This is a genomic window from Sphingopyxis sp. GW821-FHT02C12 (assembly GCF_059421785.1).
Genome location: NZ_JBWKVQ010000001.1, coordinates 416,504 through 438,380, shown reverse-complemented (window position 1 = coordinate 438,380; position 21,877 = coordinate 416,504). Strand labels below are relative to the sequence as shown.

22 protein-coding genes are annotated in these 21,877 nt (G+C 64.8%); 8 read left to right on the top strand and 14 right to left on the bottom strand.

Annotated elements, in window-relative coordinates; genetic code table 11:
* Window positions 1-2 precede the first annotated feature (2 nt).
* Window positions 3-1,127: an Rv3169 family protein gene (locus AC07U1_RS02090; RefSeq protein WP_495178777.1), complete on the bottom strand. Its 1,125-nt coding sequence runs from the start codon at window positions 1,125-1,127 to the stop codon at window positions 3-5.
* Window positions 1,128-1,264: 137 nt separating this feature from the next.
* Between AC07U1_RS02090 and AC07U1_RS02085 the strand changes: the two genes are divergently transcribed.
* Window positions 1,265-2,188 carry an SDR family NAD(P)-dependent oxidoreductase gene (locus AC07U1_RS02085; protein ID WP_495178776.1) on the top strand — a complete coding sequence of 308 codons (924 nt, stop codon included), beginning with the start codon at window positions 1,265-1,267 and terminating at the stop codon, window positions 2,186-2,188.
* 24 nt (window positions 2,189-2,212) lie between these two features.
* Here the strand turns inward: AC07U1_RS02085 and AC07U1_RS02080 are convergent, their stop codons facing one another.
* The 4 genes from AC07U1_RS02080 to AC07U1_RS02065 are packed head-to-tail and all read right to left on the bottom strand — an operon-like array spanning window position 2,213 to window position 6,812.
* On the bottom strand, window positions 2,213-3,220 hold the full coding sequence (locus AC07U1_RS02080; RefSeq protein WP_495178775.1) for a zinc-dependent alcohol dehydrogenase family protein: 1,008 nt from the start codon (window positions 3,218-3,220) through the stop codon (window positions 2,213-2,215).
* A gap of 22 nt (window positions 3,221-3,242) precedes the next feature.
* Entirely contained in the window at window positions 3,243-3,794 is a 552-nt protein-coding gene (locus AC07U1_RS02075) for a nuclear transport factor 2 family protein (RefSeq protein ID WP_495197626.1), read from the bottom strand.
* 31 nt (window positions 3,795-3,825) lie between these two features.
* Window positions 3,826-5,472: an FAD-binding protein gene (locus AC07U1_RS02070; protein ID WP_495178773.1), complete on the bottom strand. Its 1,647-nt coding sequence runs from the start codon at window positions 5,470-5,472 to the stop codon at window positions 3,826-3,828.
* The gene (locus AC07U1_RS02065) at window positions 5,469-6,812 is read right to left on the bottom strand and encodes an aromatic ring-hydroxylating oxygenase subunit alpha (protein ID WP_492735922.1); all 1,344 of its coding nucleotides are present in this window, start codon (window positions 6,810-6,812) and stop codon (window positions 5,469-5,471) included. The genes AC07U1_RS02070 and AC07U1_RS02065 overlap by 4 nt, the downstream gene beginning before the upstream one ends.
* 193 nt (window positions 6,813-7,005) lie before the next feature.
* On the opposite strand from AC07U1_RS02065, the gene AC07U1_RS02060 reads away from it, so the two are divergent.
* The 4 genes from AC07U1_RS02060 (at window position 7,006) to AC07U1_RS02045 (ending at window position 10,123) form a co-directional block, all read left to right on the top strand.
* Complete coding sequence (locus AC07U1_RS02060; protein ID WP_187139067.1) at window positions 7,006-7,797, top strand: GntR family transcriptional regulator; 792 nt, start codon at window positions 7,006-7,008, stop codon at window positions 7,795-7,797.
* A gap of 86 nt (window positions 7,798-7,883) precedes the next feature.
* A complete protein-coding gene (locus tag AC07U1_RS02055; RefSeq protein WP_056344113.1) occupies window positions 7,884-8,873 on the top strand; it encodes a thiamine pyrophosphate-dependent dehydrogenase E1 component subunit alpha in 990 nt (329 codons plus the stop codon).
* The gene (locus AC07U1_RS02050) at window positions 8,870-9,880 is read left to right on the top strand and encodes an alpha-ketoacid dehydrogenase subunit beta (protein ID WP_187139066.1); all 1,011 of its coding nucleotides are present in this window, start codon (window positions 8,870-8,872) and stop codon (window positions 9,878-9,880) included. The genes AC07U1_RS02055 and AC07U1_RS02050 overlap by 4 nt, the downstream gene beginning before the upstream one ends.
* Before the next feature lie 12 nt (window positions 9,881-9,892).
* Window positions 9,893-10,123: a biotin/lipoyl-containing protein gene (locus tag AC07U1_RS02045; protein WP_187139065.1), complete on the top strand. Its 231-nt coding sequence runs from the start codon at window positions 9,893-9,895 to the stop codon at window positions 10,121-10,123.
* A gap of 13 nt (window positions 10,124-10,136) precedes the next feature.
* Here AC07U1_RS02045 and AC07U1_RS02040 read toward each other — a convergent pair whose 3' ends face one another.
* Genes AC07U1_RS02040 through AC07U1_RS02000 form a run of 9 tightly spaced genes read right to left on the bottom strand, consistent with a single transcriptional unit; the run spans window position 10,137 to window position 18,491 of the window.
* Complete coding sequence (locus tag AC07U1_RS02040; RefSeq protein WP_495178772.1) at window positions 10,137-10,838, bottom strand: nitroreductase; 702 nt, start codon at window positions 10,836-10,838, stop codon at window positions 10,137-10,139.
* 3 nt (window positions 10,839-10,841) lie between these two features.
* Window positions 10,842-11,330: a cupin domain-containing protein gene (locus tag AC07U1_RS02035; protein ID WP_495178771.1), complete on the bottom strand. Its 489-nt coding sequence runs from the start codon at window positions 11,328-11,330 to the stop codon at window positions 10,842-10,844.
* Entirely contained in the window at window positions 11,327-12,100 is a 774-nt protein-coding gene (locus tag AC07U1_RS02030; RefSeq protein WP_495178770.1) for an SDR family oxidoreductase, read from the bottom strand. The genes AC07U1_RS02035 and AC07U1_RS02030 overlap by 4 nt, the downstream gene beginning before the upstream one ends.
* Window positions 12,093-13,109 carry a protein kinase family protein gene (locus tag AC07U1_RS02025; RefSeq protein WP_495197625.1) on the bottom strand — a complete coding sequence of 339 codons (1,017 nt, stop codon included), beginning with the start codon at window positions 13,107-13,109 and terminating at the stop codon, window positions 12,093-12,095. Before AC07U1_RS02025 ends, AC07U1_RS02030 begins: the two co-directional genes overlap by 8 nt.
* Before the next feature lie 34 nt (window positions 13,110-13,143).
* A complete protein-coding gene (locus tag AC07U1_RS02020) occupies window positions 13,144-14,724 on the bottom strand; it encodes a GMC family oxidoreductase (protein WP_495178768.1) in 1,581 nt (526 codons plus the stop codon).
* Between the two features lies 1 nt (window position 14,725).
* Window positions 14,726-14,890 (bottom strand): rubredoxin, encoded by a 165-nt coding sequence (locus AC07U1_RS02015; protein WP_495178767.1) that lies wholly within the window; start codon window positions 14,888-14,890, stop codon window positions 14,726-14,728.
* Between the two features lie 12 nt (window positions 14,891-14,902).
* Window positions 14,903-16,153 carry a cytochrome P450 gene (locus tag AC07U1_RS02010; RefSeq protein WP_495178766.1) on the bottom strand — a complete coding sequence of 417 codons (1,251 nt, stop codon included), beginning with the start codon at window positions 16,151-16,153 and terminating at the stop codon, window positions 14,903-14,905.
* Window positions 16,150-17,301 carry a serine hydrolase domain-containing protein gene (locus AC07U1_RS02005; protein WP_495197624.1) on the bottom strand — a complete coding sequence of 384 codons (1,152 nt, stop codon included), beginning with the start codon at window positions 17,299-17,301 and terminating at the stop codon, window positions 16,150-16,152. The genes AC07U1_RS02010 and AC07U1_RS02005 overlap by 4 nt, the downstream gene beginning before the upstream one ends.
* Complete coding sequence (locus tag AC07U1_RS02000) at window positions 17,289-18,491, bottom strand: cytochrome P450 (RefSeq protein WP_492735940.1); 1,203 nt, start codon at window positions 18,489-18,491, stop codon at window positions 17,289-17,291. The genes AC07U1_RS02005 and AC07U1_RS02000 overlap by 13 nt, the downstream gene beginning before the upstream one ends.
* 323 nt (window positions 18,492-18,814) lie before the next feature.
* Between AC07U1_RS02000 and AC07U1_RS01995 the strand changes: the two genes are divergently transcribed.
* From AC07U1_RS01995 to AC07U1_RS01985, 3 genes are read left to right on the top strand one after another with little or no spacing between them, the layout of a single operon-like run.
* Window positions 18,815-19,984 carry an acyl-CoA dehydrogenase family protein gene (locus tag AC07U1_RS01995; protein WP_495178764.1) on the top strand — a complete coding sequence of 390 codons (1,170 nt, stop codon included), beginning with the start codon at window positions 18,815-18,817 and terminating at the stop codon, window positions 19,982-19,984.
* Window positions 19,981-21,057, top strand: a complete 1,077-nt coding sequence (locus AC07U1_RS01990; RefSeq protein ID WP_495178763.1) for an acyl-CoA dehydrogenase family protein — start codon at window positions 19,981-19,983, stop codon at window positions 21,055-21,057. Before AC07U1_RS01995 ends, AC07U1_RS01990 begins: the two co-directional genes overlap by 4 nt.
* On the top strand, window positions 21,058-21,876 hold the full coding sequence (locus tag AC07U1_RS01985) for an enoyl-CoA hydratase-related protein (protein ID WP_495178762.1): 819 nt from the start codon (window positions 21,058-21,060) through the stop codon (window positions 21,874-21,876).
* Window position 21,877 lies beyond the last annotated feature (1 nt).

Sequence of the window (21,877 nt, the reverse complement as noted above, 5' to 3'; positions counted from 1 at the left end):
ATTTATCCCTGCAGCCGGTAGCGTGGGTGGGGGCCGGTAAAGCCGACCATCGAATCGGCCATGCCGGCGGCGCCGTTGAGGGTGATCGCCAGCGGATATTCGTGCGGCAGGACGGCCGGAAAGGTCACACGACCGCTGAGGTCGCGCACGCTCGACGGATCGCTGACATCATAGGTCTCGCCTTCGACGATGCCGTCGCCGCGCCACGCGCCGAGTCCGCGCTGGTCCCAATAGCCGTTGTAATAGCCATAGCCCTGATAGACGAAACCGTCCGAGAGCGGCGTGCCGCGCAGTTCATACCGGTCGCCGCCGGCGGTGAAATCGAAATTCAGCGCCGTCGGTTTCAGCGTGCCGGGGACGAGGCCGATATCGACCGTCGCGCCGTCGATGGTCATCTCGCGCCATCCGTCGCCGTCGGGCCGCACCAGCTTGCCGCCCGAATAGACGGTGCGGCCGCTATCATCCTCCTGGATCTGGACGCTGCCATGGGTTCCGTCGTCGCAGGCGAAGGCCATGCCCGAAATCACCGACGTGACGCGGCCGCCCGCGACCGGCGCGGGCGGGGTCGGCGGTGGCGGGCCGCCGACCGACGGGCGGACGCCGAAGGATCGGTCGCGAAAGCCGAACCAGTCGACGATCTCGATCCGCGTCCCCTGCGCCTCGGCCCAGCCGTTGACCCGCCCGAACTGATAATAGCGCCGATAGTCCTCGTGCAGCACCCCGTTGATATGGCGGCGGTGATGCGGCTCGTCGAACGCCGGCAGCGTCGCTTCCCAATGCATGTCGAAAGACACGCCAAAATCATTCGGTTCGAGCAGCAGGCGAAAGCTCTTGAGCCCCTCCTTGATGATATAGTCGAGCGGCCCCGCGCCGATCCGGCCGACATTCGGGCGCCAGGCGCGAGACGTCCGCACATTATGCTGCTGCCCGTCGAGCAGGATCGTCCCGAAGCCGTCGAGCACATTCATATTCTTGTAGACGCCGAGGCCCGAGTTCACCTGCGCGCGATTCTCGGGATCATAGGCGACCCACCAATAGCGGTCGAAAAAGCGATGGTCGCTGCTGCCGGCACAGTCGAAATGGTCGGCGATCTGGTGATAGGGGTAATCGTCGAACGCGCTCAGCATGCATCTCTCCCATCGGCAGCTCCTGTCATATGAGGCCGTCCGGCGATCGTGAGTCCGGTTGAATCATGCTCACAATCGTATAAAACCTATATACCTTTAATCGGGAATCGACACAGAACACAAGTAGGGAGCAGGATATGGGACGATATGACGGCCGGGTGGCCGTGATCACCGGCGCCGGGCGCGGAATCGGGCGCGAAACCGCGCTGCTGATGGCGCGCGAGGGGGCAAAGATCGTCGTCAACGATCTGGGCGGCGGGCCGCAGGGCGGCGGCGGCGATGCCAGTTTCGCGCAGCAGGTCGTCGACGAGATCAAGGCCGCAGGTGGAGAGGCGGTCGCCGACACCTCGAGCGTCGCGTCGATGGCGGGCGGCCAGGCGGTCGTCGATTGCGCGATCGACCATTTCGGGCGGCTCGATTATCTGATCAACAACGCCGGCATCATCCGTCCGCGCCGGATCACCGAGATGAGCGAGGAGGATTTCGACATCGTCATCGCGGTCAACCTCAAGGGCTATTTCGCGACGATCCGCGCCGGGGCCGAGCATCTGAAGAAACAGGGCGGCGCGATCGTAAACTTCGCCTCCCCCTCGGGCTTTGGCCATTATGGCATGGCCAATTACAGCGCCGCGAAAGAGGGTGTCGTCGGCATGTCGCGCACCGTCGCGCGCGAATTGGCCGAATATGGGGTGCGCACCAACGTCATCCGCCCGATTTCGGGGCCGAGCAACATGAATATCCCCGAGGTGTACGAGACGCTCGGCTATGCGATGAACACGCTCAAGATTCCGCCGCTGTCGAACCACTGGATCGGCAACAGCGGCCCCGACGGCCGCCCGTGGAATGTCGCCGCGGTCGCGGCCTGGCTCTGTTCCGACCTGTCGGAAAACCTCAACGGACGCGAACTCTTCATCAACGGCGGCCATGTCGCGCTGGTGCAAGAACCCGAATATGTACGCAGCCAGTTCGCGGTCGACGGCTGGACCTTCGAGGGCCTGTGCAACGAGGGAACCACGCGCGCGCTGACGTGGGACATCCGCAACCGATTTACCGGGAAATAAGAAGGAAAAGGTGATCCGCGTCGCTCAGACCCGGATCACCACTTTTCCGAAATGGGTTCGCGATGCGAGATGAGCCAGCGCCGCGCGGGCCTGATCGAAATCGAAGACGCGGTCGATCACCGGCGCGAAATTTTGCGCCGCGCAATCGACGAGGTGGACGAGATCGGCGCGCGATCCGACCGAGATGCCGCGGATGGTGCCCGTCGTCCGCATCAGCGGCAGCGGGCTGATCGCGCTCATCGGATCGTCGAGTAACCCGACCAGCGCAATCTCGCCCTCGGGCGCCAGCGCCGCCATCGAGCGGGGCAGGGTGCCCGCGCCGCCGACCTCGACCACACGATCGACCCCGCGCCCGTCGGTGAGTTCCAGAACCCGCCGGTCCCATGCGGGGTATTCGCGATAATTGATGACGTCGCTCGCGCCCATGGCGAGCAGGCGCTCGGCTTTGGCCTCGCTCGATGTCGTGGCGACCACCCGGGATCCCCTGGCGCGCGCGATCTGCAGCGCGAACAGCGAAACCCCGCCGCTGCCCATGACGAGGACGCTGTGACCGGGGCCGACCGGCGCGCCGCGATCGAGTGCGGCCCAGGCGGTGACGCCGGCGCACGGAAGCGTCGCGGCCTGTTCGAATGACATCGAAGCGGGGATCGGAACCACGGCGCGCGCCGCCACCGCGACCTGTTCGGCGAGGACGCCGTCGACCGCGCCGCCGAGGTCGGTCGCGATCGCCGCGGGATCGAAGGGGCCGCCGATCCAGCCGGGGCGGAACGGGATGACGACGCGCATTCCCGGCGCGATGTCGGTCACCGCCGATCCGCAGGCGATGACCTCGCCCGCGCCGTCGGACAGGGGGATCAGCCCCGGTTTCGGGCCATAGGGTGAGGGACCGAACACCATCATCAGGTCGCGGGCGTTGAGCGACGCGGCGCGGATGCGGACGAGCACCTCGCCGGACCCGATTTCGGGAACCGGCGCGCCCTCGATCGCCAGATTGTCGAGCGACCCGTGATCGCGGAGGCGATAGACTTTCATCGCTGGGGACGCGGCCGCTGCGTCAGGTGCCGGCGAGAATATCGACGTTGATCCCGACGCGTTCGGGCGGGATCGTCAGCGGCCGCTCGTACGAGCAGTCGCTGGCATCGCGCGCGGTCGTGCCGCTTTGCGCCAGCATCGCGCGCGCCTCCGGGCTGATCTGGGTCGCCACCGGCTGGCCGCCCCAGTCGGGGACGCATTTGCGCGCCGCGATGCGCCATTCGCCGCCGCGTTTTTCCATGCGGTCGACATAACGCCCGCCGCCGATCGTCAGATTCTGCCCGTTCGGATCGAGCGCGGCGAACATCCAATAGGTTTCGCAATGCGCGGTGTCGCCGTCGAGCTCGCAGCTGTGGTTGGTGATGATGTGCTGATGGGTCGCCTGGGCGGTGGTGTGATAATGGTTCACCCACGCCCAGAATTCCTCCGGCCCCGCGACGACGAAGCCATGGTCATCGACCGCGTCGGGGTGATAGGCCGACAGGAACAGGTCGCGGTCCATCCGGTCGACCCCGCGGCAATAGCGCGTCACGACCTCGCGGATCTTCTGCTTGTCATACAGTTCGCGCACCATTGCTTCGACGGAGGGTTCCATATCCGGGCTCTCAGTTTGGCAGGCGGTGCAGCGCGTGCTGTGCCGCGACCCAGCCGAAGATGAACGACGGCGAGATGCTCGCGCCCGCGCCTGGATAGGTCTTGCCCATCACCGAGGCGGTCGAGTTTCCGGTCGCATAGAGGCCGGGGATCACGCTGCCGTCGTCGCGCAGCGCGCGCGCATATTCGTCGGTCAATATGCCGCCGAAGGTGCCGACATCGCCGGGAAACACCTCGATCGAATAGAAGGGCGCCCGTTCGATGACGCCCAGCGTCGGGCTCGGCTTGTGGGTGCGGTCGGCATAGACGAGGTCATAGGCCTTGTCGCCGCGGCCGAAATCGGGATCCTTGCCGACGCGGGCGAACCCGTTGAAGCGCTCGACCGTCGCTTCGAGGCCGTCGGGATCGATCCCGCGCAGCGCCGCGAGCTCGCGCAGGCTCGCCGCCTGTTTGAGGAAGCCGCTGTCGTACCAGACCTGCGGAATCGCGCCCATGCGAAAGCCCCAGCTATATTTCTTGAAATAGGACGCATCCATGATCGCATAAGCGGGCACCGCGCCATGCGCGTAAAAGTCCTGCCCGTTCGCCATATAGGATTGCGCTTCGTCGAGGAAGCGCTTGCCCAGCTTGTCGACCAGGATGCAATGCGGCTTGGGCAGGTCGGGGACATTCATCAACGGCGCGCCGTCGGGCGGGACCGAGGTCGGGATCCACACCGCCTGATCGGTCAGGTCGAGCGCTGCGCCATGCGCGCGGGCGATCTCGATCATTTCGCCGGTGTCGCCGGGATTGGCGTTGGTCCATGCGGTCGATGAGGGCTGCGGGCCATATTTCTTGCGGAGCTCGGCGTTGTGGGCAAAGCCGCCCGCGTTGATCAGCACGCCGTCGCGCGCCTCGATCCGCCAGGGCTTGCCGTCCTTTTCGGTCACCACGCCGACGATGCGGCCGTCCTGTTCGACCAGATCGCTGACCCCCGAATCGGTGCGGATATCGACGCCATGGTCGAGCGCCATTTTTAGCATCCGCCCCTGGATCGCGGCGCCCGAGCCGACCTGGTGGATGCCGAGGATCTTGTTGCGTATCAGGCGCAGGCCGATCTTCACCATCGCGAGCTTGCCGGCCCAGGTCACCTTCATCAGCGTCAGATGCTTGGTTTCGGTGCGCTTGGCGGGAATGCCGAATTCGCCGCGGCGAAGCTTCGGATACCATTCCTTGCCGAGCGTCTTGATGTTGAAGATTTCGACGCCGAGCGAGCGGCCCTCGGCCAGCCCGCCGGGCAGATCGTCGTGATAGTCCGACCAGCCGCCGTAGCGGACGAAGGGCATGCCCTTTGCTTCGAGATAGTCGACCATCCGCGGACCCATTTTCAGGAACATGTCCTTGCGCTCGCGCGACGTCGACGGGCCGACGTCGCCGACCGCCGAATCGAGGTAGGTGCGCGCCTTGTCCGCATTGTCGTCGATGCCGTCGCGCGCCTGCAAGGGGTGGTTCGGAATCCAGAAAACCCCCCCCGACAGCGCGGTCGAGCCGCCGACCCGGTCGGTCTTTTCGAGGATCAGCGGTTTCTTTCCGGCATCGATTGCGGAGATCGCGGCGAGCATCGAGCCGCCCCCGCTGCCGACGACGATGAAATCGGCACTCTCGTCCCACCCGCTCATTGGGCGTATCCATTCTCGACGAAGTCGTCGAGGCTGCGGTGGAAGTTGATGACCGCGATCTCCTGCCGCGGATTGGGCTTGGCGCCCTTGAAGCCCTTCGACTTCATGCCCTTCTGGACCTGGCCCATATTCTGATAGTCCTGGGTCAGGATCAGGCCCCAGAAATCGACGTCGCCATGATCCTGGCTCCATTCATGCTCGACCTTCGGCACCTGCCCTTCGGGATAGCGCTGAAGCGAATAGACATCCCAGACGCATTTGTCGGGGTCGTTCCCGAACGGACGCGCGCGATAGCCGAGCAGGCCGGTGGGACCCATCAGCATGATCTGGTTCGGGAACAGATGCCAGTCGACGCCCGCGGCATACATCTGCTCGGGCGTGATGCTCGGCCATTGCAGGCCCTGCGAGGCGGCATTTTCATATATATACTGGCCGAATTTGGCGAGCACCTCCATCGGCGGGGTGCCCGGCGGCACCTCCTGTTCGACACGCCGCGCGGCAAAGACGGTCTGCACCGACGAACCCGCGTTCAGCGTCGCCGCCATATCTTCCATATAGTCGCGGATGCCGGGGCGGATATCCTCGGTCGGCTTGCCGTCGGTCAGCCGGGCCGAACGCGAACCCATCGGCATCGATTCCCAATAGCCGAAGTGCGAATGGCGCCCGCGCGCATAGCTTTGCGTCCAGTCGTCCATGTAGCGCAGCATCTGGTTGTGCGTCGTCTGGACATGATAGCCTTCGTTGAAGGCTTCGAGCGCGACCTTCCAGTTGCAGTCGAAAATCGTCGATTTGCGCCAGTGATAATTCATCCCGCCGATATCGTAGGGGTCGAGATAGGCTTTCGCGGGCGCCAGATGCTCCTCCAGGCTGATGCTGTCGGGGTCCATGTTGATATAGACCCAGCCGCTCCAGCGTCCGACCTTGACCGGGACCAGGTTGAGGTCGTCGTCGGTCAGCGATTCTTCGGGCCATTCATGGCGATCGACGACCTTGGCGATCGTCCCGTCGAGCTTCCACGACCAGCCATGGAATTTGCAGAACAGGCGCGCGGCGTGGCCGCATCCCTCGGTGATCGTGCGGCCGCGGTGCGGGCAGACGTTGTAATAGGCTTTGATCTCGTCGGCGGCGACGCGGATCACGATGATCGACTGGTCGACGATGTCATAGGTATAATAATCGCCGACGTTGGGAATTTCCTCCTCGCGGCAGGCCATCTGCCAGACGCGATACCACAGCTTTTCCGCCTCGATTTTCGCGAATTCGGGGGAAATATAGTGATCGGCGGCAACGACATAGCCCGCGCCATCCTGCTGCAGTCCGTCCTTGGTCTGAACGTTCATCGAAATTCCTCTCCTCATGCCCATTCAGTGTACTGAATGGGCGCGCGTTCCGCAATGCCGATCGCGCGCCGACGTGTGCCTTATCATCTAACTAGGTAATATGACTGTTTGCAAGAGGCGAGTCGATCCGGCTAAGCTTGCGCGGCGCGCGGTTTCGGGGCAAAAGGCGCCCAACCCCATAAAGGAATTAAACTTGTCTAACGCTTTTGTCGCAATACCCGTCGGCAATCGAAGCAATGCGGCGGCCGTTCGCGTTCCCAAGACCGCCGAACTGGTCGCGAAACAAATCCGCAACGCCATCATTCGCGGCGAACTCGTCGATGGCGATACGCTTCCCGCCGAATCGCATCTGATTGCCGAATTCGAAGTGTCCCGCCCGACGATCCGCGAGGCGGTGCGTATTCTCGAATCGGAGGGACTGGTGACCGTCGCGCGCGGCGCGCGGGGCGGCGCGCGCGTCAGTTCGCCCAATTATGTGATGATCGAACGCGCCGCCGGGATCACCTTGCAGGCGACGGGCGTCACCATCGGCGACCTTTACGAGATGCGCACCCTGATCGAACCGCCCGCGGCGCGGCTGGTGGCCGAGCGCAACAGCGAAAAAGCGGTGCCGATCCTGCGCGCGATGATCGAAGGCGAAATGAGCCATATCAAGGACCGGTTCGCGATCACGTCGATGATCGCCGAATTTCACCGGGCGATGATCGACCTCGCCGGCAACAAGACGCTGATCATGTTCTCGCACGCGCTCAGCGGTCTGGTGAATGAACATCTGAACCTGGCGCAGCGGCGCAATTCGGTCGACCCGGAAATTTCGCTGAAACAGCTCCGGTTCGGCCTGAAATCGCATACCAAGCTTGTCGATCTGATCGAAGCCAGGGATGGCGCCGGCGCCGAAGAACATTGGAAGGCGCATATGGTCGCGGCGGGCAAAGTGTGGCTGGCGCAGGTCGGCCCCAATTCGGTGGTCGATCTGATCGACTGAAATTCCTCGCATATCACTCTCGACAGAAGCAGTGTAATTATATAACTGATTGCACTGATAAACGACTGTCTCAGGGAGTGTGATCGATGGCCAGCAAGCAGTTTGTGGCGAATCCAGCGGTATTGCTGGAGATTTATCAACGCGCCGCGTTGCTGAAAGCGAACGACGAGCGTGCACGGAAGGTGATTCTCTCGGGTCAGATCGCGATGGTCTATTATTCCTATCGCGGGCAGGAAATCATTCCCTCGGTGATGGGGCAGGTGCTGCGCGACGACGACAAGCTGTGTACCATCTATCGCGGCATCCACGACATGCTCGGCAAGGGCTTTCCCTTACGCGAACTCTGGGCCGAGCTGGCCGGGCGAACCACCGGTTCGTGCAAGGGCAAGGGCGGGCCGATGCACCTGACCTATCCGCCGAAGGGGATCATGGTCACCACCGGCATCGTCGGATCGTCGGCGCCGATCGCCAACGGTCTCGCCTGGGCGGCGCAACTCGACAAGAGCGACCGGGTTTCGGTCTGCACCTTCGGCGATGGCGCGTCGAATATCGGCGCCGTCCATGAGGCGCTCAATCTGGCGGCGGTCTGGAAACTGCCGACGATCTTCGTCTGTCAGAACAATCTGTTCGCCGAGCATACCACCTTCGAAAAGATGACCGCCGGCGGCAATATCGCCGGCCGCGCCGAGGGCTATGGCATCCCGGGCGTTCGCGTCGACGGCAACGATCCCGAGGCGATGTATTCGGCCTTTGCCGAAGCCGTTGCGCGCGCCCGTGCCGGCGAAGGTCCGACACTGCTCGAATGCATGACCTTCCGCTTCCATGGCCACACCTTCGGCGATGACGACAGCTACATGCCCAAAGGACAGAAAGCCGAGGCGATCGAGGCCGATCCCGTTCCCCGCCTCCGCGCACGCCTGCTCGCCGACGGAATCGCGAGCGAGGATCAACTGGCGGCGATCGAGGCGGATATCGAGAAACAGATCGACGATGCGATCGAATATGCGCTTGCCTCGCCCTGGCCCGAACGGGACTCCTTGCGCTTCGACGTATTCGCGCAGGAGATAGCAGCATGAGCGCGGCGGAAAAGGCGGCGAAGCCGAAAGTCACCATCATCGAGGCGATTTCGAAAGCCTATCAGGACGCCTTTGCCGACGATCCGACGGTGATCACGCTGGGCGAAGATCTCGCCGATCCGGAGGGCGGTGGCATCGCCAAGATCACCAAGGGGCTTTCGACGACGTTCGGCGACGACCGCGTCCGTTCGACGCCGATTTCGGAACAGGCGATCATGGGCGCCGCAATCGGCGCGAGCCTTGGCGGTTACAAGCCGATCGCCGAGATCATGCTGATGAACTTCACCACGGTCGCGATGGACATGATCGTCAATCACGCCGCGAAGCTGCGGTTCATGTCAGGCGGGCAGACGAGCGTGCCGATCGTCATCCGGACGATGACCGGGCTGGGCTTCGGTTCGGGCGGCCAGCATTGCGATTATCTGGAGGCCTGGTTCGCGCACACGCCGGGGATCAAGGTCTGCGCGCCGTCGACGCCGGCGGACGCCTATGGCCTGCTCCGCGCGGCGATCGACGATCCCGATCCGGTGATCTTCATCGAGAACCTGCCGACCTACCGGACCCCGATGGCGTTCGAACTGCCCGACAGCAGCCACCGCGTCCCGCTGGGCAAGGCCGCGGTGCAGCGCGAGGGCAGTGACGTGACGATCGTCACCTATGCGCGCATGGCGGTGCTGGCCCGCGCCGCCGCCGATCAGGCGGCCGAACAGGGGATTTCGGTCGAGGTGGTCGATCTGCGCACCATCGCGCCGTGGGATCGTGAGACGGTGCTGGCATCGGCGCGCAAGACCGGTCGGGTGATCGTCGTCCATGAAGCGGTCAAGCAGCATGGCGCCGGCGCCGAAATCGCCTCGGTGATCAACGAGGAACTGTTCGGCGCGCTCAAGAAACCCGTCAAAAGGCTCGGCGGCGCGTTCAGCGCGGTGCCCTATTCGCGGCCGCTCGAAACCGCCTATGCGCCGGATACCGACACGATCCTCGCCGCCATCAAAGACATCGTCAGCTAAGGAGGCCCCCAAGTGGCTGTGCAAGTGACCATACCGAAAATCGGCTTTTCAATGAACGAGGGCATTCTTGCCGAATGGATGGTGGAGGACGGTGCCGACGTGACCGAAGGCCAGCCGCTTTATGCGCTGGAGGCCGACAAATCGACGAACGAGGTCGAGAGTCCCGCGAGCGGCAAGATCCGGATCATCGGCGAAGTCGGCGAGACCTATGAGGTCGGCGATCTGATCGCGGAGATCGGCTAGCGGGGCGCGGCGCTCAGTCGTCGAACCCGACGAAGGTCGCCGCCTCCTCGACGGCTTTGCGCGTCGAGACCACCGCATTGGCCGGAAAGCTTTCGTCGGGCCAGCCGATCGCGATGCAGATCATGATCGTCTGGTCGTCGGCGATTCCGGCCTCGGCGCGCACCACCGCCGAATGCATGATGCCCTGGCTGTTGATCACGCAGCCGAGCCCGCGCGACCAGGCGGCGTTGACGATCGCCGTCGCGACCGCGCCGCAATCGAAGGGTGCGATGTCGCTTCCCACCAGCACCCGGTCATAGGTGACGACGATACAGGCCGGTGCATCGAATTGCCGAAAGCCGCGCAGCACCCAATCCTTGCGCTTCGGCTTGTCGTCGCGTTCGATCCCCATCGCGCCGAACAATTGCTTGGCCACGCCGACCTGGCGTTCGCGGTGGACGCCGTCGTAATTCTCCATGCTGCGGAATTCGCGGGTGTGCGGAATGCGATCGAGATTGCGCTGGGTGTTCCCGGCGCGAATCCGCGCCAGCGGCTCGCCCGTCACGACATAGAAATTCCACGGCTGGGTGTTGAGCGACGAAGGCGAGCGCATCGCCAGCTCCAATATCTCGACGATGAGCGACCTGGGTACCGGATCGGGCTTGTAGCCGCGAATGCTCCGCCGCCCGTTGACCACCTCGCTATACGCCTGCGCCAGCGCTGCTCTGTCTTCCATTGCTTAATCCACCGTTGCGCCGGCGCCGACCGGCGCCGCGTCGATATTGACGAAAATCATCTTTGCGATCTCTGGCCCGCGATTGCGCCACGCGTGCGGGACGCCGCGGTCGACGATCAGGTCGCCGGGCACCAGATCGACTTCGCCGGTCTGGGTGACCAGGGTGATCCGGCCCGCCAGCATGACGCCATAGTCGAGCGTGTCGGTCGCGTGCATGCCGGGTCCGAGCAGTCCGTCGCCCGGATCGAATTCGACGATCAGGAACTTGGTGCCGCCCCGAGCAAAGGCGAAAGAATAGGCGGCGTCGGCTGCGTCGGTGTCGCTGCTGTTGTCCGCCGGCGACCGGTCGCTCTGCCACAGCGATGTGACGCGGACACCTGCCGCTGCGGTGACGAAGCCCCCGGGGCCATCGAACAGGATGCACGACCGCCCCGTCGGATCGAGCCCGGTCACGATGCGGCGATGACCCGTGCGCTGCGCCTCGCCGGTCACGGCAATCGGTCGCCGCGCCGGATGGCGTCCTTGCCGCCGTCGGCGAAGATCGTTTGCCCGACGATATAGCGATTGTCGGGACCGGAAAGGAAGCTGAGCAGCGGCGCGATGTCTTCGGCTTCGGCATAGCGATCGACCGCGATCGGCGTCGCTTCGGCCAGCATTGCGCCCCCCTCTTCGGTGGCGAGGATCGGCCGGGTGATCCGGGTCAGCACCGTGCCGGGCGCCACCGCGTTGAGCAGGATGCCCGCGCCTGCCCATTCGGGACGGATCGCGTGATGTCGGACCCAGCGGCTCAACGCGACCTTCGTCGAGGCATAGACCAGCCGCGGTTCTTTCGCCGCCAGATGCAGGGCGTGCGTCTCGTCGCCCGCAAGGCAGGCTTCCACCAAGTCTTCATCATGGCCGAGGATGATCGAGGACGAGGAGACGGCAACCGCGCGCGGGGCTTCGGCCGCTGCGAGCAGTTCGCGCACGCCTTCGAGCAAGGCGATCGTGCCGAAATAATTGACCCCGACCATCGCCGCGGTGTCGGCACCGGCCAGTCCCGCGCAGGCGATGACGCCGTGCAATTTCCCCTCGCTCCGCTCGCCCACCGCCTTCAGCGCCGCCGCCCGGCCGCCGGGTGTCGCGAGATCGGCGATGATGTCGGCATCGTCGAGATCGAGCCCAATCGGGTGGTGCCCTTCCTCGCGCAGCCATTGGACGGTGGCCGCGCCGATGCCGCGCGCCGAACCGGTCACCAGAATATTGCGCTGTGCCCTAAACACCGAGCGCGCCGAAGCTGTCGAGATCGACCATCGCCATCGCGAAGCGCGTCGCGGCGGCGGTATTGTTCGCCTCGGTCTGGAAATGCGATCCGTTGAGCATCCAGATCAGCAAGCCCCACACGACGTCGCGGCGATAGGCGGCCCACGCGTCGTCGAACGACGGCGGAGCCACGCCATGATCCTTCAGGCAATTGAGATAATGGTCGAGCAACGCGGCTTCCCAGCGTCGCCGGTCGACGAGGTCGAGCCCGGCGATCAGGAAATAGCTGACGTCGATCGACCAGGCGCCGAGACGCGGCTGTGAATCGAGGAAACCAGCAGTGCCGTCGGCATCGACGTAGAGATTGCCGAGGTGCATATCGCCATGATTGATGACCCGCGCCTGCGTTTCGTGCGCCGCGCGCATCGCCCGGTGCGCGGCGCGGATGCGCGGCGGATCGAGTAGCATGCGCGGCATCGCCGCCCCGCGCGGTGCGGTGGCATAGGATTGAAACTGGTCGGGCGTCAGCAACAGGCCGAAATAATGCGCCATCGATTCTTCGCTGGTGCCCGGCACCCACGAAAAGCGCGTCGCGAGCTCGGGCGCATTCCACCATCGGGCGTGCAGTTTTGCGAGGCCCGACAGAAAGGTCTTCGCGAGATCAAAACCGATCGGTTGCTGCAACGACAGGAAGCGCACGCCCCGCCGGCACAGATCCTCGAGGATGACGAGTGCCTTGCCTTCGTCGTCGATGACCGCGGCCAGGCAATCGGGGACGTTGAGCCCGGTCGTCGGCATCAGGTCGTGATAGGCGTGATATTCGTTGACGTGCATCTTGCGCATGGCGGGGCTGTGCGGCTCGAACCCCGCCTTCATCAGCATCGTCGGGGGCAGGTGGGGGCGGTCGCCATGGACCGCCAGTCGTATCTTGGTGCAGGCGCCGTGGATCAGATCGACAGTATCGACCCGGTCGATCCGTACTCCGGGAAAGCGCGGCGCGAGCGCCTCGCTCAGCCAGGCGGGCGTCACCTCCGCAAGATTGTCAGGAACCCGCATCGCAATACTAGCCGGCATCGGCGAGGATAAGCTCACCGGCGCGCGACGCCATCGCCATCGCGGGCGCATTGGTGTTGCCCGACACCAGCGACGGCATCGCCGAGATATCGACGACGCGCAGCCCCGACACACCGCGAACGCGCAGGCTGGTGTCGACAACCGACGCGTCGTCGGTGCCCATCCGGCAGGTGCCCGCCGCGTGATAGCCGCTGCCGCCGATCCGGTGATAGGCGTCGATGATCTCGTCGTCGGTCTCGATGCCGGCGCTCGGGTCGACCTCGGCGACGACGAACGGCGCGAGCGCCGGCTGGGCGAAGAGGTTGCGGATCGCGCGGAACAGCGCGACCGACACGCGCCGGTCGTAATCGGTCGCCAGATAATTGGGATCGATGATCGCCGGCGTCGCGATATCCGGCCCCGCGATCAAAATGCTGCCCTGGCTTTCGGGGCGCATCACATAACCGCCGCACATCGCGCCGTGGAAATCGTGGAGCGACAGGCCCGGGGTGCGGCTGTCGATCGACATCGGCCCCATGCCGAGCTGGGCGTCGGGTCGCCCGCTGCCGGGCTCGGTGCGAATGAAGCCGCCGACCTCGAACGCCGCCGACGTCAACGGTCCCGATTTGAACAGGAAATAGCGCAGCGCGCTGAGATAGAGGCCGAGGCCTTGAAAGGAGGAATTCTCGCTGCCGCCGCGCAGCCGGTATTGCGCGCGGAGCAGGCGGTGCTCGCGCATATTGTGGCCGACCCCCGGCGCGTTGTGGAGCACCTCCATGCCGACGCTTTTCAGATGGGCGGCGGGGCCGATGCCCGATCGCTGGAGCAGCGTCGGCGAGTTGAGCGCGCCGGCGCTCAATATCACTTCGCGCGCGGCAATCTCTTGTTCGCCCGAAGCGCTGCGGATGCGCACGCCGGTGATCCGGCTGCCCTCATGCGTCAGCCGCAGCACATCGGTGTCGGTCACGACCGTGACATTGGGCCGCTGCATCGCGGGGCGCAGAAAGACCTTTGCGGCGCTTTGGCGCTTGCCCTTCCAGATGTTGCGCGGCTGGTAGCCGAAGCCGGCGCTGTCGAGCGAATTGAGGTCGTCGACCGTCGGCACCCCCATTTCGGCGGCGGCGGCGATCATCGCCTCAAGCACCGGCAATTTCGTCGGGTGGACGGTGATGTTCAGCGGACCGCCGGTCCCGCGCATATCGGATGCGCCCAGTTCATGATTTTCGAGCGCCTTGAAATGCGGCTTGAGGTCGGCCCAGCGCCAGCCTTCGCAATCCCACTCGTCATAGTCGCTCGGCTGGCCGCGGACATAGACCATGCCGTTCAGCGAACTCGACCCGCCGAGCGCCTTGCCGCGCACCCAATATTCGGGTTCGTTATGGCCGCCGGTCTTCTTCGCGACATAGGCATGGGTCAGCTTCGGATCCATCAGCGTCCTGCCGAAACCGCGCGGCATGTCGATCAGCGGGCTGGAATCGACCGGGCCGCTCTCGATCACCAAAATCTTGTGGCGGCCGCTGCGGCTGAGGCGTTCGGCGAGCACGCAGCCCGACGATCCGGCGCCGACGATGATATAGTCGAACGGTCCCATCTCAGATCTCGACCATGTCGAATTCGGCCTTCAATGCGCCGCAATCGGGGCATTTCCAGTCGCCCGGAATATCCTCCCACGCCGTGCCGGGTTCGATCTCCCCGGCCGGGTCGCCCAGCTCCTGCTCGTAAATCCAGCCGCAATTCATGCACATCCACTTCTTCATGGGCCGCCTCCGTCAGCTGTCGAACCTGACCCACAGATGCTCGGGCACGCGCAGCAAATGTCCCCGGATATCGGGGCCGGGCTTGTCGGGATCGAGCCGGAGGCCCGGCAACCTGTCGAAGATGGCATTGAGCGCGCGCGTCATTTCGACCCGCGCCAGATGCTGCCCGATGCACAGATGCGGGCCGCTCGCAAAGGCGATGTGGCGCGTGCTGCGGTTGCGGAAGATGTCGAAGCTGTCGGGATTTTCGAACTTGCGCGGATCGCGGTTGGCCGAGGCGAGGACCAGGTTGATGAAGGTTCCCGCCTTGATCGTTGTGCCGTCGATCTCGCTATCCTGCGCCGCATAGCGGAAGGTCGAGGTCACCGGCCCTTCCCAGCGCAGCGCTTCGTCGATCGCCTGCGGGATCAGGCTGCGGTCGGCGGCGACCGCGGCCAGCTGCTCGGGATGGGTCAGCAGGCCGGTCAACAACACGCTGGTGCCGCGATAGGTGGTGTCGCCGCCGGCGTTCATCAGCTGGCGAAGGAAGGAGATCAGCACATCGTCGGGCAGCCGCTCGCCGCCGACCTCGACCGTGGCGAGGTGACTGATCAGGTCGGTGCCGGGATTCTCGCGCTTGCGCGCCAGCAGCGCGCCAAAGAAGGTGCCGAGTTTCGTGCTCGCCTCGGGACCTTGCGGCAGGCCGATCGACGACAATATCTGCGCGATCGCCAGCTTGTGGAACACCGGCGCCTGGTCGGGTTCCAGCTCGACCTGCGCATAGATGACCTGGAACGGATAATGGTGGGTGAATTCCTCGATCAAATCGGCTTCGCCGCGCCCGACGAATTCGCCCATCAGCCGGTTGACCACCGGATCGACCACCGTCTCGCCCCATTGGGTGACGATCTGCGGCAGGAACGCCTTCTGGAATATCTTGCGGTAGTGGGTGTGTTCGGGGGCATCCATCACCGTCACTGTGTTGCCGAACGAGCGGCCGAGGTTGCGCCGGAACGCTTCCTTGTTGGTGAAGATTTCGGGCTGGGTCAGCACCTTCATCACCGCGTCGTACCCCAGCACCATCACCTGCGGCAGATGCCCCATCTGCGCGTCGGGCACGTCGGTGAACTGCATGCGATAGCTGCCCTCGACGACCGCGCCCTGCTCCATCAGCTCGTGGATGCGCGGGTAGGGGTCGGGGCAGTTGCCTGTCGACAATTTCTCGACCAGGAACGGGTCGAAACTCTTGTCCTCGAGATCTTCGAGGCGGGGCATCGCGGTCATGATTTCCACTCCAGGCCGAGCGCCGCGACCACGGCCTTGGAAATCGGCAGGATCGGGTCATCCTGCGGGTCGCGCGCGTTGAACATGCGGTTGTGGCAGATCGCCACGGCGAGGTGCTGGTCGGGGTCGGCCCAGCCGATCGAGCCGCCGGCGCCGGGATGCCAGATCGCGCGCGGGCCGCTGACGCGGTGGCCGCCGAGCCAGTATCCGCCGATGCTGATCGGGATCGGGATGCCGAACATCACCGGGTCGGGTTCGTCGCCATTGTCGCGGATCGTGGAAAAGCCGGCGACGCGTTCGGCGGACAACAAGCGCGCGCCGTCCAGCTCGCCGCCGCCCGCCAGCATCGCCCAGAAGCGCGCTTCGTCGCGGGCGTTGAAGATGCCGCCGACCCCGGCGATGCACGCCCGCTGCACCTCGGGCCGCGCGAACACCGGCGGCACCAGATCGACCGCGGCGGGCATCGAGCGGGCATAAAGCGTCGCGGCGGGAGGCGGGGGGTCATATTCGTTGCGGTTCGACATGACGGCGACGCGATCGGCGACCGTATCGGGGATGCCGATCCACAGGTCCTTCAGGCCGAGCGGCGCGTTGATCTCGTCGAGCACGAACTGGCGGAAGTCGCGGCCTTGGGGGTCGCTGCGCCGGACGATCTCGCCGATGATCCAGCCGAAGGTCATCGATTGATAGAGCGTCTTCTCGCCCGGCGGGGCGAGCGGCTCCATCGCGGCGATCGCGCCGGTCATATAGTCCCAGTCGCACATCGCCGCGGGGGTCACGCCCTCGGGCATCAGCGGGACGCCGGCGCGGTGGGTGAGCGCGTGGCGCACCGTCGCGGCGGCCTTGCCGTTCTGGGCGAATTCGGGCCAGTAATCGGCGATCGGCGCGTCATAATCGATATAGCCGCGCTCGGCCTGGATATGGAGCGCGGTCGCGGCGACCGCCTTGGTCACCGAATAGACGTTGTACAAGGTATCGGCGTCGGCCTTGCGCCCCGACGCGGGGTCGGCGAGGCCGTCCCACAGGTCGAGCACCTTAGCGCCCTTGTGATAGGCGACGACATGCACCGCCTCTTCATGCCCCGCGTCGATCGCGGTTCGGATCGCGGCGCGGACGCCGCTGTCGTCGATGCCCATCACACCGCCCATTTCAGATAGAGTTTGTCGACGCCGTTGACGCTGCCGGCGGCAAAGACCGGCGGACGGTCGGGGTCGATCTCGAAATCGGGGATCGCGGGCAGCCATTCCTCGAGGAAGATGATCAGTTCGCGCCGCGCCAGCACATTGCCGGGGCAGACATGCGGCCCCGCGCCGAACGCGGCGTGCTTGATCTCCGACGGCTTGCGGTGGAAATCCACGACCTCCGGTCGGTCATTGATTCGGTCGTCCAAACCATAGAGGCATTTGGGCATCTGGATCATGTCGCCCTTTTTGAACTTCAGGCCCTTATAGTCATAATCTTCGGTCAGCTGCCGTGCGGTGTTCGGCAGGCCGTAGCGGCGCAGGAATTCCTCGCAGGCGACCTGCGCCAGCTTCGGATTTTCGACCAGCTCGCGGCGATGGCCGGGGTTCTTCGCCAGAAAATGCGCAACGAAACCGATCTGCGACGCGACCGTATCGAGCCCGCCGACGAGCACCAGCAGCGACATTGCCATGATCTCGTGCGGCGTCAACGCGCGTTCGCTGACCTCGCCATTGACGATCATGCCGAGCAGGTCTTCGCGCGGGTTCGCCTTGCGGTCCTCGATATGTCCCATCAGATAACCGGCGAGTTCGCCCTGGGTCCTGGCCTTGAGCTCGATGTCGTTGCTGCGGACCGCGATTTCGGCGCGCGGTAACAGGAAGTCGCGATCGCTCAGCGGCAGGCCCATCATCGTCAGGAACACGTTGATCGGCAGCACCTTGGCAAAATCGTCGATGAATTCGCATTCGCCGCGCGGCTTGAGTGTCGCCACGAGTTCCTGCGCGGTCTCGCGCGCGACTTCGGAATATTGGCGGACCTTCTGCGGCGTGAAGCCGGTCATCAACAGCTTGCGATAGGGGGTGTGATCGGGCGGGTCGAGCGACAGCGGGATCGATTTCATCCGGCCGGGGTTGAGCGGGATGTCGAATTCATTGTGGCTGAAATGCTCGTGATCGACCTGCATCACCTGGATGTCGGCGGCCCGCGTCGCGATCCAATAGCCGCCATAATGCGGGGTCCACACGATGTCGGGGCCCTTGTGGAGTTCGGCCCAGGCGAGTTGAATATCCTCGGCCTTGCCGGCGAGCGTGTAGAAATCGAAATCGACCACCAGTTCGGGTGGCACATTGTCGGGGACCGCGACTGTCTGCGGCATCGCTCGCTCTCCTCATCCCATCGTCCGGTCTTAGAGACCGTCGTTTCTTGAAGTTTTCATGCGCCCAAAGAGGCGAGTTACCCACAGTTCTGACGTTTGGACAAAATTTGTCAATTCGTTTCTGGCCGCTTCCGGGTGGCCATCGGTTGCCGAAAGGTCAAGGGCGGCCTGTCTGGCTTTCCGCGAATCCGGCGCCGACAAACCTGCGCCTCGGCTGCTGTATAATCAAGTGACTTAGTTATCTGATTATCACGTTTTCGATTGACTCTTGGCGGCCGCAGCATTTGAAGGAGGGTAAGCGCTAATCATATAGAGGATTGAGGATGGAACTGGGCTTCGGGGCGGAGTATGACGCCTTTCGTCAGGAGGTGCGGGACTTCATCGGCCAGCATTGGCCGCCCGCCGACGGCAATCTGAAATCGCGCGAGAACGAGCGGGCGTTCGTGATCGCGGCGACCGAACGCGGATATCTGCACCGTGCGATCCCCCGGCGTTTCGGCGGCAGCGAACAGGCAGCCGATATCGGCAAGGCGGAGATCATCCGCGAGGAACTGACCAAGGCGCGCGCGCCGGCGGGCCGCATTCCGGGCAATGGGCTGGTCGTCCCGACGCTGCTCGAATGGGGCACCGAGGACCAGAAGGACCGCTTCATCGCGCCGACGCTGCGCGGCGACATCGTCTGGGCGCAGGGTTTTTCCGAACCCAATGCCGGGTCGGACCTCGCATCGCTGCGCACCAAGGCCGAGCTTGTCGGCGACAAATGGATCATCAACGGCCAGAAAATCTGGACCACCCACGCGCACAAGGCGACGCACATGTTCTGCCTCGTGCGCACCGAACCCGATGCGCCGAAGCATGCCGGCATTTCCTATCTGCTCATCGATATCCGGCAGCCCGGGGTGACCGTGCGGCCGCTGGTCCAGATGACGCGCCAGAAGGAATTCAACGAAGTGTTCTTCGACAATGCCGAGACCCCCGCCGACATGCTGGTCGGCGAGCGCGGTCGCGGCTGGAACGTGACCCGCTCGACGCTGAAACACGAACGGTCGGGCATTTCGTCGATGACGTGGAGCCTGTCGATGTTCCGCGACCTGGTGAAGATGGCGAAGGAGGTCGAGCGCGACGGGGCGCCCGCGATCAAGGATCCCCGCATTCGCGAGGAACTGGCCGCGATCGAGGGCCAGTTGATGTCGCTCACTTACTCGACCTATCGCGCGACATCGCACGACATGCACGACCGCGACATCGGACCGTTTCAGACGATGCCGAAGCTCTATATGACCGAGCTCGCGGGGCGAATTTCCAAGCTCGCGCGCGATATCATCGAGGATGATTTCACCGACATGGGCGGTGCACGGCTGAAATGGATCGAGCGCTTCATGATCTCATTGTCGATGTCGATCGCCGGCGGCACATCGAACATCCAGCGCAACATCATCGCCGAACGGGGTCTCGGTCTGCCGCGCGACCGGTCGCAGGGAGCGGGCGCATGAACTTCCTGCTCTCCGCCGACCAACTCGCGCTGCTCGCCTCGATCGAGGATCTGCTGCGCGACCGCTGCGATTCGCTGCGCGTCCACAAGATTTTCAATGTCGCGGGCGAGGCGCAATATGACGCCGAGCTATGGGCCGCGCTCGGCGATATGGGCCTGCCCGCGATCTTCGTACCCGAGGAACAGGGCGGCCTCGGGCTGGGCATGGTCGATCTCGCGGTCGTCGCCGAACTGCTCGGCGCCTATGCCGCGCCGGTGCCCTGGCTCGGCCATGCGCTGGCGGTTGTCGCGATCGCATTGGGCGGCAGCGATGCGCAAAAGGCCAAATGGCTGCCACGGCTGGCGGCGGGGGAGATATTGGCCACCGTCGCCTTCGGCGAAGGCAAGGGCGCCTGGCTCCCGGGGGAATGGCAATTGTCGGCGGCTGGGGGACTGACCGGCACCAAGGTGCTGGTGCCCAACGCCGCGGAAGCCGATCTCATCGTCGTCGGCGTGGCCGAAGGGCTGGCGCTGGTCGAGAAGGGCGCGGCCTATAGCACGCAGCGGATCGACAGCGGCGATCGCACCCGGCCGGTCGATACGGTGGTTTTCGACGGCGCTGAGGCCGAGCTGCTCCCGGATGGGCGCGCGGTGCGGGACCGTCTGATCGACGCCGCTGCGGTCCTGATCGCCGCCGATGCCTTTGGCGGCGCCGAGCGCTGTGTCACGATGTCGGTCGACTATGCCCGGGTGCGCGAACAATATGGCCAGCCGGTCGCGGGCTTTCAGGGGCTGCGCTACCAACTCGTCGAAATGGCGCTGGCGACCGAACCGGCGCGTGGGTTGTACTGGTACGCCGCGCATGCGTGGGATGCGCTGCCCGAAAAGGCTGCGCATGCCGCGGCGCAGGCAAAGGCGCATCTGACCGACACCTATCTCCAGGTGACGCGCGACACGGTCGAGGCGCATGGCGGCATCGGCTTTACTTGGGAGCATGACACGCACATCTACATGAAGCGCGCCATGCTCGACTGGGCCTGGCTGGGATCGCCCAGCCGCCACCGGCTTCGCGCGGCGGATCTGGCGGGCTGGTAGATGGACCAGGGGCAGGATGTCGTTCTCTATGCCGTTGAGCGTGGCGTTGCGCGGATCACCCTCAACCGTCCCGACCGGCTGAACGCGTCCAACGGTTTATTGTCGCGCGGCCTGACCGCCGCTTTCACCCGCGCCGCCGTCGATCCCGAAGTGCGGGTCGTGCTGCTGACGGGGGCGGGGCGGGCGTTTTGCGCCGGCGCCGACCTGCAGGTTCTCGACGAGCTTTCCGATGATCCGGCGGCGCAGAATTCGGGCTCGGGCGGCCTGCGCTATGACGGGCTGATGTCGATGCCAAAGCCCGTCGTCGCCGCGATCCATGGTCCGTGCGCCGGGATCGGGCTTGCGCTCGCCTGTTCGGCCGACATTCGCATCGCCGCCGACGATGCGGTTTTCGTCGCCCCGTTCGCCAAGCTTGGACTGTGCGCCGAGGGAGGATTGGCGTGGCTGTTGTCGCGGCTCATTGGTCCGGGCAATGCCGCCGAAATGCTGCTCTCCGCGCGGCGGATCGCCGCCGACGAAGCCTATGCCAAGGGGCTTGTTTCGCGCCTGTTCCCGCTCGCGGGCTTTCACGATGCGGCCTTGGCCTATGCGGTCGAACTGGCGCAGGGCGCGCCGTCGAGTTTTGCGCTGATCAAGCGCCAGCTTGGCGATGCGAGCGGCGAGGATTTCGAAACGGCGCGGGCGAATGCGGCAAGGCTGACACGCGAAACCCTCGATGGTAGTGATTTCGGCGAAGCGCTGGCGGCGAAACGCGAAGGGCGGCCGGCGCGCTTCACGCCCGTCACCGCCGCCTTCGCGCCGCCCATGAGCGAGAGCTAGA

Coding starts and splice junctions, on each gene's coding strand:
- AC07U1_RS02080 (WP_495178775.1), bottom strand. CDS start 3,220: ATGAAAGTCTATCGCCTCCGCGATCACGGGTCGCTCGACAATCTGGCG.
- AC07U1_RS02050 (WP_187139066.1), top strand. CDS start 8,870: ATGAGCGCGGCGGAAAAGGCGGCGAAGCCGAAAGTCACCATCATCGAG.
- AC07U1_RS02085 (WP_495178776.1), top strand. CDS start 1,265: ATGGGACGATATGACGGCCGGGTGGCCGTGATCACCGGCGCCGGGCGC.
- AC07U1_RS02075 (WP_495197626.1), bottom strand. CDS start 3,794: ATGGTGCGCGAACTGTATGACAAGCAGAAGATCCGCGAGGTCGTGACG.
- AC07U1_RS02065 (WP_492735922.1), bottom strand. CDS start 6,812: ATGAACGTTCAGACCAAGGACGGACTGCAGCAGGATGGCGCGGGCTAT.
- AC07U1_RS02090 (WP_495178777.1), bottom strand. CDS start 1,127: ATGCTGAGCGCGTTCGACGATTACCCCTATCACCAGATCGCCGACCAT.
- AC07U1_RS01990 (WP_495178763.1), top strand. CDS start 19,981: ATGAACTTCCTGCTCTCCGCCGACCAACTCGCGCTGCTCGCCTCGATC.
- AC07U1_RS02015 (WP_495178767.1), bottom strand. CDS start 14,890: ATGAAGAAGTGGATGTGCATGAATTGCGGCTGGATTTACGAGCAGGAG.
- AC07U1_RS02000 (WP_492735940.1), bottom strand. CDS start 18,491: ATGCCGCAGACAGTCGCGGTCCCCGACAATGTGCCACCCGAACTGGTG.
- AC07U1_RS01985 (WP_495178762.1), top strand. CDS start 21,058: ATGGACCAGGGGCAGGATGTCGTTCTCTATGCCGTTGAGCGTGGCGTT.
- AC07U1_RS02005 (WP_495197624.1), bottom strand. CDS start 17,301: ATGGGCGGTGTGATGGGCATCGACGACAGCGGCGTCCGCGCCGCGATC.
- AC07U1_RS02020 (WP_495178768.1), bottom strand. CDS start 14,724: ATGGGACCGTTCGACTATATCATCGTCGGCGCCGGATCGTCGGGCTGC.
- AC07U1_RS02010 (WP_495178766.1), bottom strand. CDS start 16,153: ATGACCGCGATGCCCCGCCTCGAAGATCTCGAGGACAAGAGTTTCGAC.
- AC07U1_RS02070 (WP_495178773.1), bottom strand. CDS start 5,472: ATGAGCGGGTGGGACGAGAGTGCCGATTTCATCGTCGTCGGCAGCGGG.
- AC07U1_RS01995 (WP_495178764.1), top strand. CDS start 18,815: ATGGAACTGGGCTTCGGGGCGGAGTATGACGCCTTTCGTCAGGAGGTG.
- AC07U1_RS02040 (WP_495178772.1), bottom strand. CDS start 10,838: ATGGAAGACAGAGCAGCGCTGGCGCAGGCGTATAGCGAGGTGGTCAAC.
- AC07U1_RS02055 (WP_056344113.1), top strand. CDS start 7,884: ATGGCCAGCAAGCAGTTTGTGGCGAATCCAGCGGTATTGCTGGAGATT.